The organism is Erwinia typographi (assembly GCF_000773975.1).
GTDB classification, from domain to species: Bacteria; Pseudomonadota; Gammaproteobacteria; order Enterobacterales; family Enterobacteriaceae; genus Erwinia; species Erwinia typographi.
In genome coordinates, this window is the sequence record NZ_JRUQ01000110.1 from 1 (window position 1) to 13,210 (window position 13,210).

At 49.5% G+C, this 13,210-nt stretch carries 13 protein-coding genes; 3 read left to right on the top strand and 10 right to left on the bottom strand.

The annotated features are described in order from the left end of the window. Positions 1 to 2 precede the first annotated feature (2 nt). Entirely contained in the window at positions 3 to 2,891 is a 2,889-nt protein-coding gene (locus NG99_RS26625; protein WP_232298375.1) for a host specificity protein J, read from the bottom strand. Between the two features lie 176 nt (positions 2,892 to 3,067). Between NG99_RS26625 and NG99_RS26630 the strand changes: the two genes are divergently transcribed. Continuing rightward, positions 3,068 to 3,331 (top strand): hypothetical protein, encoded by a 264-nt coding sequence (locus NG99_RS26630; RefSeq protein ID WP_052130893.1) that lies wholly within the window; start codon positions 3,068 to 3,070, stop codon positions 3,329 to 3,331. A gap of 89 nt (positions 3,332 to 3,420) precedes the next feature. On the opposite strand, the gene NG99_RS26635 is transcribed toward NG99_RS26630, so the two are convergent. From NG99_RS26635 to NG99_RS26645, 3 genes are read right to left on the bottom strand one after another with little or no spacing between them, the layout of a single operon-like run. Continuing rightward, positions 3,421 to 3,990: a tail assembly protein gene (locus NG99_RS26635; protein ID WP_034899744.1), complete on the bottom strand. Its 570-nt coding sequence runs from the start codon at positions 3,988 to 3,990 to the stop codon at positions 3,421 to 3,423. Between the two features lie 45 nt (positions 3,991 to 4,035). Beyond that, positions 4,036 to 4,452, bottom strand: coding sequence for a lipoprotein (locus NG99_RS28695; protein ID WP_034899747.1), 417 nt, complete (start codon positions 4,450 to 4,452; stop codon positions 4,036 to 4,038). A 10-nt stretch (positions 4,453 to 4,462) separates the two neighbouring features. Next, positions 4,463 to 4,852, bottom strand: coding sequence for a hypothetical protein (locus NG99_RS26645; protein WP_034899748.1), 390 nt, complete (start codon positions 4,850 to 4,852; stop codon positions 4,463 to 4,465). 149 nt (positions 4,853 to 5,001) lie between these two features. Here NG99_RS26645 and NG99_RS26650 point away from each other — a divergent pair, with 149 nt between their 5' ends. Next, on the top strand, positions 5,002 to 5,517 hold the full coding sequence (locus NG99_RS26650; RefSeq protein ID WP_034899750.1) for a hypothetical protein: 516 nt from the start codon (positions 5,002 to 5,004) through the stop codon (positions 5,515 to 5,517). Positions 5,518 to 5,888: 371 nt separating this feature from the next. After that, the gene (locus NG99_RS26655) at positions 5,889 to 6,428 is read left to right on the top strand and encodes a hypothetical protein (RefSeq protein WP_034899752.1); all 540 of its coding nucleotides are present in this window, start codon (positions 5,889 to 5,891) and stop codon (positions 6,426 to 6,428) included. Between the two features lie 904 nt (positions 6,429 to 7,332). Here the strand turns inward: NG99_RS26655 and NG99_RS26660 are convergent. The 6 genes from NG99_RS26660 to NG99_RS26685 are packed head-to-tail and all read right to left on the bottom strand — an operon-like array spanning position 7,333 to position 13,169. Then, positions 7,333 to 8,055, bottom strand: coding sequence for a hypothetical protein (locus NG99_RS26660; RefSeq protein WP_034899754.1), 723 nt, complete (start codon positions 8,053 to 8,055; stop codon positions 7,333 to 7,335). Beyond that, positions 8,055 to 10,364: a carboxypeptidase-like regulatory domain-containing protein gene (locus tag NG99_RS26665; RefSeq protein ID WP_072017688.1), complete on the bottom strand. Its 2,310-nt coding sequence runs from the start codon at positions 10,362 to 10,364 to the stop codon at positions 8,055 to 8,057. The genes NG99_RS26660 and NG99_RS26665 overlap by 1 nt, the downstream gene beginning before the upstream one ends. 9 nt (positions 10,365 to 10,373) lie before the next feature. Further along, entirely contained in the window at positions 10,374 to 11,084 is a 711-nt protein-coding gene (locus NG99_RS26670; protein WP_034899758.1) for a C40 family peptidase, read from the bottom strand. Between the two features lie 2 nt (positions 11,085 to 11,086). Then, positions 11,087 to 11,842 carry a phage minor tail protein L gene (locus NG99_RS26675; RefSeq protein ID WP_034899760.1) on the bottom strand — a complete coding sequence of 252 codons (756 nt, stop codon included), beginning with the start codon at positions 11,840 to 11,842 and terminating at the stop codon, positions 11,087 to 11,089. A gap of 7 nt (positions 11,843 to 11,849) precedes the next feature. Beyond that, positions 11,850 to 12,197 (bottom strand): phage tail protein, encoded by a 348-nt coding sequence (locus NG99_RS26680; RefSeq protein ID WP_034899762.1) that lies wholly within the window; start codon positions 12,195 to 12,197, stop codon positions 11,850 to 11,852. 39 nt (positions 12,198 to 12,236) lie between these two features. Further along, positions 12,237 to 13,169 (bottom strand): phage tail tape measure protein, encoded by a 933-nt coding sequence (locus tag NG99_RS26685; protein WP_084110648.1) that lies wholly within the window; start codon positions 13,167 to 13,169, stop codon positions 12,237 to 12,239. Positions 13,170 to 13,210 lie beyond the last annotated feature (41 nt).

Sequence of the window (13,210 nt, forward strand, 5' to 3'; positions counted from 1 at the left end):
GTTTAACTTGACCAGTACACATTGAACCCAATTCGAGTCACAACCGCCTGACCGGACTGAGCCAGAACGGCAATGGACATCCCAGCGTTATAGGTCACGCCATTGATGCGAACGCCAGTCTTCAGCGTGTAGATTGCTGTTGCACCATCCCCGTCGACAACTGCTGTCAACTTGTCTTCTAATGATGCAGTAATGTCACCAATTTGTGCCTGTACCTGAGTGGTTAGATCGGCCAGCGCGTTATCAACCTCGGCAATGGTTGTTTTGACAGTCAGTATGTCAGCCCGTACCTCGCCATTTTGCTGGAACTGGTGATCTACAGTGGCATTAACGCTGAGCGCATTATGAAGGATTGCGTCGATATTGGTTTCGATGTCGCTGGTAAGCCGGTCACCGTCTTTAGAGGTAAGGAAATCGCCAGCAATATCTACCAGGTAATCATCAGCATTATCGTTCGACATTCCCCGAATCCAGTCGGTGTAACCAGATTCATTCCCCGTCTTATCCACCAGTTGCGCCCGATACCAGAATTCCTGGCCTGCCCTGAGCCCCATTTGCGTATAGGTAGCCTGCGGATAGGGAACATCCGACAGCAAGAGAGGCTCTGATTGATCGGAGTTTGCCGTGTACTGTATTTCGGTTTTAAGCGTGTCTGAGGTATTTTCCGGGAACCCCCAACTCAGCAGAATGCCCCAGTTTATGCCAGTGGCCGCGAACCCTACCGGTTTTGGCGGATTGCCTTCCTTTCCGGTAAGCGTTACCTCCTGTGAATAACCCCAGTTGCTGGAAATTTCCGCCGCGTTAACCGCACGCACTCGTACCAGATAGCGACCTGCGTAGATTCCGGGAACCTCGAAGGATGTAGTGGAACTGCGAGGCACGTTAACCCAGTTACTGTCATTACGACGCCACTGAGCTTCGTATGCGATGGCATTGGCTGCCGCATCCCATGTGGCACGCATGGTTTGCACGCTGATACCCTGATTCACTACTGAATATGAACCGATTTGGATATTATCAGGGGGGTTCTGACTTCCTGGTGGAATAACACTAATCGGGCGTTCGTCGATGATGGCGCCAGTATCGATGCGCGCATACTTATCAGGGTCATGGTAAGCAGCAGAGATGGTAAAGGTGTTGTCGTTGTTATCTGAAACGCTGATTACCCGGTATTGCTGAGCGTAAAGTTCGTCAGACTCAACGACCCAAACACTTTCCGCCTGCGGTGTTTCTCCATAAGCCGTTGTAACGGTTACAACTTTCCCGGACACAGATTGGACCGTGCGGCTTTGTGAAGTGCCGGAAGGAAGATTCAGGATCAGCCTGTCACCATTTGCTACGTCAGGAATGCGGTCAAGCGTGATAGCGCGCCCGTTAACGGAGCTGATGCGTCCGCCCGTTACCTTCCCTGATAGCATTTCATCAGAAACGCCGATGATATAGCCAGGCTGAGGGATCATGCCGTCAAGGCCTACAGAGAAAGTGACAACGCGATCTTTATTGTTGGTCAGTATTCCCCAGCGGCCTTTACGGTTTGCCTCAGACTGGCGGGTACAACCTATGGCTGTCAATTCAAGCTGGTTAAAACCGTAACGTGTTACAAGGTCTTGCTCGAATACCGGTTCCATAGCGTCCGAATAGGCGTTATCCGGGTCAGACCATGAGACGAGAGCGTTCGTGTAGCGGGTTTTAGTTGTGCTGCTGGAGTAGGTAAAAAGGCCGTCTACTACATTGGCGCGGGTATAGTTGTAATCGATATCTCGCGGCATATCAGCCAGGGCTACAATCTGATTACCGCCCCAATAAGTCATGCCACGGAAGATGGCCGCAAAGTCACGCAGGACGGTGTAAGCGTCGTTTCTGTCCTGTACGTACACATTGCAGATATAGCGCGGTTCTGTTCCGCTGCCGCCCTTCCCGTCCGGCACCATCTGATCACAATACTGAGCAACCCGATACAATTCCCACTTATCAATATTTGCAGCAGTCAGCCGGTTACCCAGTCCGAAACGGTCAGTAACGACCAGGTCATAAAAGACCCAGGCCGGGTTATCAGTCCAGGCCCATTTGAATGCGCCTGCCCAAGTCCCGCTATATGTTCGAGCGATTGGGTCATAAGTGTCAGGAACGCGTACGACACGCCCTTTAGGCTCACACGAAATCTGAGGAATAGAACCGTTGAACTGGCTGGAATCAAACTCAATGTAGAGCAGTGCAGTATTCGGATAGCGTAACTTTGCGTCGATGACCTCTGTGTAACTCTGTAGCGTCATGGCATCGCCAATCTTTGCGCTATTGGCGTCAGCCGTGATTTTACGTAAACGAACGGTCCAGGTACTGCCAGCTTGTGGCAGGTCGATGCGGTGGCTTCTTTCATAACCGGATGTGGTTTTGCCAGTGACGGCGGTATTGATAACTGTCTGGAATGAGCCGCCATCGGTTTGCAGATCGATCGCATAATTTATGGAATAGCCAACCAGATCACCATCATCTTCTTGTTTGAACAAAGAAGGCCATTTGATACGGAGGCGTACAGCGGATAGTTGTGTGTTCGTGAATGTGTGGGTCCAGGCTGTCGTGCTTTTTACTTCAGTGCCAACGTTGATTTCATTCTCGGTCCCCGGCAACCCCTGAATATAGGTTTGCGCCTGTGTACCTGAACGGAACTCCCAGGCTACTCCACTGAAATTACTGCCGCCGCTGTTGTTAACGAGAGGTGTGCCATCCAGGAAAATACTGGTGCCATCCAATCCGCCTCCGAACTCTCCTTCACCCAAGGCGATAAGTAATTTTGCCTTTGCGATTGACTGGAGATCATCAGGCTGTTCGACAGGCGTACGTGATGAAGAGCTGCCGCCCTTGCGGCCCCTAATTGCGGTTGCTGTTGCCATATTGCGCCCATAAAAAAAGGCCGCACGATGACGGCCACAGTTTGATAACTGATCGAATATCAGGATGTTGCTGATTTACCGATAAGCGTATGTTGAATATTCAGCCCGTCCATGTTTGGGGCATGGTCGCACACAGCAACGAGGGATGGCTGATTACCTCTATGTAAGGAAACGAAATGACATCTGTTAATGATATAAAAATTGAACGTATCGACAGAGAGCTTCAAGAAGTTACTGGGAAAGTTAATCACTTATTGATAAGAAGTGAATTAACGCTTTATGTCCTTTCAGTCATGATTGAAGCTGGCGTAGTCAAGCGTGAGGGTGTCGAGGAATTAATCAACAACGCTACATTCAATGCACCGGGGATTTCACCCGCAATCATACGAAAAGAGAAAGAAATCGTTTTAGCCAACTTGAACAAAGTGAAGATTTCTTAATTTCTATTGCAATAATCATTGGGGCATCAATGTATGCCCTTTTTTCTGATTGCCCGATATTTTTCACACCAACCTTCCCGCCTTTCGGCTTACTGTTGATCTTCGACATAAATCCCCGCAGAGATAATCGCCCCACCAATACGGCGCTTGCCGTAAAGAAGTGGCACCGGATAACCCTGAGCTGCTGTGTTCGTCACTCCACCGAATGCATACGATGCCCGGTTATCAGCATCCTGCTTACTGGCTAGTCCGGCAGTCTGGGGAGAGAGCATCTGGATGACCCCGCCAAGTGCCATTGATACGCCAGCGGCGGACAAATAATACTGCTGTGTAACCACCCCTACCACCACTAGAACCGCACCTAGAATGGTTTGCAACAATCCAGCTTTCTTGCTACCCATGATTACAGGTACGATTCGGATAACATCACCAGTTACAGGATATCCAAGATCATCTTCTCCAATATTTTTCTTGCCCCTGAAAACAGCATAAGTTAAACCACGCCGCTTACTAGTAATCATGAATTTCTCGAAACCATCCACTGTCGCAGCTAAAGCCCTCGTTGCTTCATGAATGGTACTTATCAAACGATAGTGGGTCTTGCCGAACGTTTTACCAAGTACACCGCCGAGTTCGATTTGTGTCATTACTTCTTGCATATGAACCTCTAAAAGAAAAACCCGCCGTATAAGGCGGGCCTGTTATCAAAAAGCTGTTGGGTATAGACCGAAATCACCGTTCGTTCCGTAACCTATTCGGTAGGTCAATGGTTTATCCCTATCTACATTTCCTGTAACCTCAACCATCCCGCCACCACATATTCCCTTTGGCCAAGCGCTAAACACATGATTTCCTGAGGATGGGAAAATTACGACCTTTTCAGAAGTGTCCAGATCTGCGATTTCTTTTCCATCGATATAAACACGCGTCAAGCAAGCGCTTCCTGCAAATCCAGAATCTCTTTTTATTGTTACTGTTCCAGCGTCAGCTGACGTTTTCGTTAGGAGAGACGTATTTAACATTCTATCTTTAGGAACAGTCTTTGCTGCTTGATTTGAAACAGGTTTCGTTGCGCAACCACCCAGCACCAACACTAAGAGAACGATAAATATTTTTTTCATAGAGCACCTATTATATTGCCTTAGCGTAGCCTGAATTAAACTTGAGAGTGGCATCTATCATCTGCCCATCTACAAACATATAATATTGAGTTTTGTAACCAACATATGCGCCGTAGCTGTTTTTAGCGTTAACAGATACTGGAACTACCCACCCGTAATGCATTTTGAAATTATCGGACAATCCACCTTGAAGGTAGGCTTTTTTGGGTTCGCCAAATTTATACTTGGCCGAGTCAGGATCTTTAAGTCCATCGCCAATAGAATTTTGTATTTGTTCTTTATATATCGTTGGTAGTTCACCATAGTAAGCATTGCTTAGTTGGGTTGCAGAAGGAGTTGACATGCATCCAGTCAAAGACATGGCAATCCCAATCATCACAGCAATAAGCACCTTTTTCACATCCCTATCCCCATCAGTAAGTGTTCGGAATAATCCTATCACAGAGGATGGGCAAGGCAACGCAAATCATAAGCACTGATCATCTGTCAGGATGGCTGTAATCTCTTCCCCAGGATACGCTGCTTCTACACACAGCAGAGGATGCAGGCATGGATACTAAAAAATATGACAGAGCATTGCAGTTGGAAATTCTCAATGCGCTTATGGATGCTGACCCTTCACCACTTCGGAAAGCCCAGGAAGATGCACTCATTGCAAAATTTAGCGATTATAAACAGTTCGTAGCCAATGCTATTTATCTTGAAAGGCATGGGCTTATTGAGAAGCCATTCGTTGTTGTCTCAGCATTGAGTGGAAGTGTTGATTATGTTTTCAACGCAACAGCGTGCAGACTGACCGAAAAAGGTATCGACTTTCTTATCGGTGATGAAGGTCTCAGCTCCCTTCTAAATGTTTTAGTCGTGCGACTTCACGCTGATACTCTCGAAGCCCTTCAAGAGGTGGTAAACTCTTCAGCTCTGCCTCCTGAGAAGAAGAAAGGTCTTTTAGATAAGCTGAAAGAACTTCCTGCCGACTCAATAAAACATTTGACGCTACAACTACTGACTCAGGGGGTTCTGAACCTGCCGCACGCAGTTCAGTTAATTCAAAAAGCCCTGACGTAGAATCTCTTCCTTCCACAATTGAAAATTTACCCCAGCCAAGTCTGTTGCTGAGTAGCACCCAGAAATCAGACTGGCTGTCGGCGCGAATGTAGAAGCTTTTTTTTCCGAAAAATGCGCTTGATATCTTCATTTACTCCCCTTAAACAAGAAAACCCGCCGGGTGGTGTGTTTAGCTCCCACCCGCCCGCAGAACATACCAAATTATTTGCCCACAAACTTGCAACGAAATTTTCCTTGACACGGCTTGATTGAGCATACAATCACGATTAATCAAGATATAAAAAAGGTTACATCGATCGAATTATTAGTATTGATTTGCTACGACGATCGATCGTATGCTTACCTCATCAAGTTTTTTCTACGAGGTGCGCATGAAAGAAGATTACAGCATCAATGCGTTCAAGATTTTTTTGGAAAGATTGCATGAGGCGCCTGACGTCAATGAGGCAACCGCAAGGAATTTGAAAAACACTTCGAATCTGTTGCTTAACTCCTATCATTACCTCGACCTCCATGACGAAAGTAGTGACATCAGAAATATCGAAGCCGATCATCTGATTGAAGATCACTTCAGAAATTCAGAGACCCATCCATCCTCAACAACAGTTCAGGTTTATAAAAGCCGTTACCAGAGTGCGGTTGATAAGTTTTTGGAATACATCAAAGGAGGTAATAGTGTGAGCGAAGAAGATACTTCAGTAGTCCCGAATGTTCGAACAAGGAAGCGCTTACCAGCGAGGGCGGTAACCGTTCTTAATCGCGAAGTCCGTGGTGACACCGAAACCATCGACGTTCCAATTCCTCTTCGTCCAGGCATGATTTTAACCATACCCGGGATTCCAACGGATTTAACAAACGAAGAAGCCGAGCGTATCGCTTCAATCTTGAAGGTTTACGCTCGGCCTCAATGAAATTTGAGCACATTCCCTTGCCGGGGAAAATGCTCAGATCGAGGGTAAAGGCACCCACGACCGTACTGCTTCTGAAAAGGTACAATAGTGGATCCTCGCCTTACTCGCAAGACACTTGTGGGGTGTGCTTCACCCACAGGTTAGGTGAAGTCGATGACTTTACGCACAATAGCTACAAAAGAAGCACCTCCAGGTTACAGATGGAGACACTGCCGTTTTCGCAGAACACGTGCGAAAGCAGGCACACCAGATAGTGAGCGTAAGGTGTTAGATGCTCACAAATATGGCTACAAATGCTGGTCTTTTCTGGTAAGGAGTAAGTAATGGATCACCCGGCTACGGCCGGGTTTTTTATAACTTCGCCAATCGCCCCGCCATCTTCTATACCACGTCAGTAAGCCTTAAATCCTTTCGATATTGCCCGTCCAATCTCTTCCATGAGGGGGAATGTAAACACGCTTGTCGTAACCCGGCGCCATCCACCACTGCCTCACCTCACTTTTGGTCAGATAAAATCAATACTGGCTCTATCTTCTGGCACCCTTAGACCATGTTATAGCTGTCTATAGCTTAAAACCGCTGATCTTTTATCAGTATTCCTATTGCAATCCATAAGTGTATATTGAGTGTGGGGCTTTTCCCACACAGCAAGTTACAAACAGGAATACTATGAAAAAAATTACAGCGATCCTTCTGGTATCAGTGCTGAGCGTTATGTCAACTTCAGCGTTTGCTTGTCCAAAAGGGCAACATCCACACGGAGGTACAGGCTCCCATCATAAAGGTGGCTACTGTTCCTTTTGATATTGGAAACCCGCCGTTAGGCGGGTTACCCCTTCTGGTTGTAGCGTTTGTTTATTCCCATATCGAGTTACCAGTCTCCCGCCAATGTCTTTATAGGGGGTCATACAATGGATAGCCCCCTCGCCTGGCATCGCGTTTTCGTATCAGCGTAGATTTGCGATAGCTCATCAGCGGTAGATAGTGTCGGCCTGTAGAGATACTCAGCCACCTCCAGTGCTTTCGAGTAACCGGCTGTCGTGATACCTGCGTTACCGATACCGACAATAGAGCCAGCCGATTTACTCTGGCTGAGTGTGACAGGACTACTACCGCCCACCAGGATCGTCACGTTATCGCCATTTCTCGTAAAGGCGACAAAAATAAGATTTCCTGCTGTGGCGTTGACCGTCAGGGCCGTCGCCGTGATAGAGGAGCCATTGCGCCGGGTATAACACAGAGCACCAGAAGCATTTTTTTGCAGACCGTCGCCACCACTGAGAGTCAGCGAACCGCAAATAACATAGGCGGCCGCGCTGTCCAGCCTGAATACAATGGCCTGCGTGTACGTCTGACTGTCGGCATATGGTGTTTTCAGGGCGTTAAAACCGGTGGCAGCTCCGATATTGACGCTGGCAGAATTCCACGTTAGCGCCCCATCAGATGCGGTTAACATCGTGCCATCAGTCGCTACCAGACTGGTATCGCTGGCGCCCAGGAGCCAGTCAGTAAATCCTGGTTGCGGTACGGGTGGCAGCGTAACGACTTTTTTCACTTTGCTCTCGTCGAGATACTGAGCACCATCGAAAGGCACTTCGAAACCAAGACGGTTAAATAGGTAGCTCATCAGATGGCCTCTTTAAAGAAAATAGCGCAATAGTTTTGTAGGGGGTATGGCGTGCCGTTTGCGTCCAATAAATCGGTTGTTGCGTCGTCATCGTCACAAAGATTTCCCCGCACCCCCGTTGTCGGGCCGGAGTTCCATGAAGGATAGCGCCCGGAACCATCGTTATCGCCCCTGTTCTCAGGCGTGAAAGCATAGGCCAGATAAATTTTGCTGAAGGTGGTGAACGAATCAGAGGCCGTCACTTTAACCTTTCTCCGGCCGATAATTTGCACAGCAGAAATAGCCAGGCGTGTACGCTCCCCGGACTCGCTCTCACCCCACAATTCGAATCCGTTCATCCCGTCAGTGGCCTGAGTCACAATATCGGTACTGAACCGGAGCCGCCGTCCTGGCATGGTGTGAAAATCGGCCACTATCGTTGATGGGCCGGATTTGTATACAGCAATGGGGTAAACAGGCTTCCAGGGCGTACCCGTCTGAATCCAGTGCTTAACCGCCTTGGCCCGGTAACATCCCAGCCAGCGGTAGCCGTGGTTAATCAGGTGCACGCCATCCGTGTATGGGAAGATGTACATTGGGGTTATCATCTGTATCAGCGGGTTATCAATGGCCTCATCCAGTTGCGCCAGTGGGATTTCATACGATGGGTTTTCCGTCGTCCCTGCGTAACGCCCATGGGAGGCCATCTGGTAAATCATCATCGGGATGTCACCTGGCTGACCTGAGACGGACAAAGCCTTAACCGCGGTGCTGGACTGAATTAACCGCATCTTTTCACGGTAGTAGTCATAGGACGAGCCAAGGAACGCATCGGCCTCTCCCTGAAAAAATGTGAGGGCAACCATGCCATACTGCCTGCCCAGCCCATTTGAAAGCTCGCGGGCTTTGTCAATGCGTGCCATGAACTGCGTCCACGGCGCAGTGCCCGGCTCCAGTTGAGCCATTGAGTAGCCCTCAACACCAGACGCCGACACCAGCCAGTACTGCCCGGAGTCTGTTACCACTCTATTGAGCTCGTGCATCATCGATTTTTCGTGGTATTCGATTGATGTTGAGGCGGACAGCAGTGACAGGGATGAAAGCGTCTGGTTATACGTCTTCATGTTCCCGGTAAAGATGTAGGTATTGGTCGTTGGCGTCGAAAGACCGGGCGAGCCAAGATAGCTGATTGAGAGCGACTGCCCATATGATGGGAGGTCGGCCATTTCTGGCAATTCAATCTCGCTGATATCACCCACTGGGCTGCCAAACGCATAGAGACGCCGCTCTCCAATGTTCAGATTGAGCAACTTCCGGCCTGCGCTGTCGGCCAGCAAGATTACTTCTGCGTCATCCTCTGAGCTCCATCGGTCACCGCTGGCGTTATTCAGATCGTCTACAGTGGTAGCAGGGCGTCCGTAAATGTTAAGGCGACGCTCATCGTGATCCATGCCCAGTAATATGCGTAACTGGCTGTCTGCAAGCAGCGCGGTCGTCGTGGCAGCATCATCTGTATAGGCGACCTGGCTTGCCATTGAATCGGCCAGATTGTCATTAAACTGACGGGCATATTCAGCGGTGTTGTAAATCAGGTTGATGCGGGCTGTTCCGGCCACCTCTGCGATTGCCTGAGCCACACCATTACTATTCAGGTAGATGATCACCGCAGAATTTGCGCTGGTTCCCTGGGCAACGGAAAATGACTGACCGGAAGACGTTGCAGCCAGGCCGGTAGCTACGTCTGGATAAACGTTTGCAGTCGTTACCGCAGATTTTGCCGTATCGGCATAATTTTGTGCGCTGCTTGCCGCACTGGCTGCAGACTCGCTTTCCAGTCTTGCAGCATCCTCAGAGGATTTTGCCTGCGCGGCACTTGATAATGCCGCTTCTGCACCAGCCAGTGATGATTGCGCATGTTCCTGTGATTCCTGAACAGCGACGGTAACAACAGACACCTGGCCAGAGACATCTGCAGAAATGCTGCGGGTCTCTTCGTGCCAGCTTTTTATCTCTGAATATACGGTAGGCGTAGCCAGCACCGGCTCAGCAAAAATGACATAGTCATTCAGCGTTCCGGGCTCACTTCCTTCCTGGAGGTTCATTTTCCCAATGACGATTGTACTCTGGTCTCCAGGCATCCTGACAATAACCCGGTAACTGCCAGGCGACACCAGGAACGAGTACTCTCCACCACTCCCGGTGGTTTTAGTCATGTTGATATTTGGGAATGCCTGAGACGAAACGGACAAAGAGGTGATTGTTATCTGAACACCAGGCAAAGGGGAGCCATCCGGCGCAGCATAAACACCAGATAATTCGATGTAGTTCATTTGTGGTCCTCAGAACAGAGTTTTGTATCGCACAATTTTCATCGTGCGCTCACGCCAGTATCCGCCGTAGGGTACTCGCTGGCTCAGGTGCCCATAGAGGTGATGAAGGAGCATGTTGTCTTCCAGCAATATCCCGGCATGATTCCACTTATTGGCCTGCACCTGCATGATGACCATGTCGCCCAGTTGTGGCGGCCCCGCAAAGTCACGAAATCCGCATTCATGCCAGCAATCCTGATAAAAATTGCCTTCGTGCTGGTCCTCCCACCACGGAAAATCCTTTCTGTAGTCGGTTAGTTCTATGCCATGCCTCTGCCTGAAGTAGCTCATTATCAGCCCCCAGCAATCCGTGTGCCCCAGAACGAATGGACGCTCCAGAAGCGGCAATTCACCGCGCGGCAGGATTGTGCGTAAATCCCCCTCAGGCCAGCTCACGATATGCCAGGGTAACTCTGTTGCGTCACACTGGGCCTTATCAAGTTCGCTTGGCTGAGTGGTGGCGTCAGGGTGGCTGTGCACGATAGCGGTTACCGCCCCCCAGTCTTCAGCGGCAGCGTAGTCCTCTGGCGCAAGATGGAAGTGTTCGGCTGGCTCAGTAGCAAGATTTTGACATGGGAAATAGCGTTCTACTCTGCTCTTCTGGCATACCAGCCCGCAACACTCAGATGGGTAACATTCCGCCGCATGTTGCATGATAGCGTCGATGGTTTTCTGTCGCATGCTTAGCTCTTGATTAGAGAAGTACCAGGGAAGCCACCGAAGGATAGTGGGTTATTTGCTCCAAATCGGGGCTTGCATCCACTGTTCAGAGTGCCATTACAGACATCCTGCGACGGGTCATCAACCGGATTGCCGTGCTTGTCGAAATAGTTGGTTCCGGCATAATCGCAACCATCACCGGTTCGGTATTTACCCCGAATGCACCAGGTGCAAAGGGAATGAAGTTGCCGGGTCGGGATCATGAGCCCTTGCAAGTCCATTGGGCTGGACAGGGTAAACTCCACAACCTGATTGGTTTCCTGGCTTTTGCTGTCGATATAGAACACCTGAAGCTTTTCTTGAGTCGGGTCGGCTGTAGAGTTACCGCCAGCGAAATTCTTCGCGTCAAGATATTGCACAAGAGTGTCATGCACTGTCACAACTGCCTGAAGCATGTCATCGTAGGCCAGGCACATAGCAGTGATTGAGCCGTTAAGATTTGCTACGGACAGTTTTGGTTGCGCGCTTGTTCCATCGGTTGATGCCTCAATACCTTCAATTTGCGTCGGCCACGCGCCATACTCATTCCCCTGCCACCAGATGGATTTCGCCGGGAGCTTTGATTCATCTCCGCCGGCAGCGGCAATCTCTTCTGGCGTATGGGCGATAGTGTGGGAGTGGAAGCGCAGAATATCCGCATTGAACTTGCTTCCATCCACTTCAAACAGCCGGATACGGTTTCCCGGCTCCAGCTTCTGTAAGTCAGAGTTAATAGCCATGTTTTACCTATGGAGCGAATGATTGCTCAAAAGTAGCCGTTATAGTCATTGCAGTGCTGCTGAGTGGGGATGCCCTGACAGAGTCGCTGACTACACGATAGAGGCCAGCAACACCAAATGGCGGGGTCCAGATGAACGAATTAACTGTGTGATTACGGATAAACGTGAGTACCGGCAGCATTTCAGCGTTTCGCCCTGCCATTGAAACAGGCCAGCTTTGCGTTTCAGGATTGATGCCATCACCGCTTACCTGCTTGTAGCCATCTCCGAACTGAGCCGTTCTGACACGGTGATCGAAGGTGCCCTCCATCCCACTTTGAATTTGAGTACGCCAGGTGAATGTTTCGATTGCCATAATTTCTCCGGGCAGTAAAAAGGCCCACCGAAGTGAGCCTTATCGCCTTTGTTGGGCATTCCATATAATGCCACCTTGCCGAGTTTCTCTCGCTATGCCGTCACGCACTGACCGGTCAATTGTCTGCTGGTAGGCTTTGGTGATGGCGTCGCTATTAACGCCGCTTTGTTGCTGGGAGTTATCATTCTGTACAACCACTGAGGTTTGAACGATGGTGTCACCGCTTCCAGATGATTGCAGCCCATACATCTGAGCTTTGCCAACATAACCGCCGTCAGCATAACCATTAGCGCCGCGCATCATGGCGTAAAGGGTGTCTACTCCGATTGACCTTGTCGCCTCTTTGGTGAAAACAAACTCACCGCCGTGGACAACGCCCTTCGGCTCGTATTTGCCGCCATCACCTGTGTATCCGCCACTATCAAAGGAAAGATTGCCATAGTTGCTGCCTGTTACGGCCATACCAGAATTACCACCAGATGAAGAAACTCCTCCAGATACCCAGCCCAGCGCCTCCTGAACAGCATACGCAACGAGTAATTTATTGATGATGTCCACAATCATCTTGAGAATGGAGATCGAAAACTGCTTGAAAGAGGCGGTGCCAGTCGTAACCAAATTAGTCAGCATGTCGGAGACACCACTGAATGCACTTGTCGCTACGCTCTGTACTGATGAATACACGTTTGTTGCCGCATCGAGATATTCTGACCACCCAGCTTTAGCACCAGACAACCAGTCACCGCGCATTTCATCTTCTTTCGCATAATAAGCTTCCTGAGCCTTACTGGCAGCTTTGTAATCATCGGGAGAGAAGTTCGCCAGGGTCAGTTGCCTGCGCTCCTTGTTTCTTTGCGTTTCACGGCTGCTCACCCCTCTGCTGTCTTCAAGCGCATCACTGCGTACATTTTGCTGGTCGATATACTTCAGGGCTTTTTGATGCTGCTCGTTAAGGGATTTTTGCTGTGCGATCTGCCGTGAAAGGCTTGCTTCTTAGACTGGCCCCCTGAATC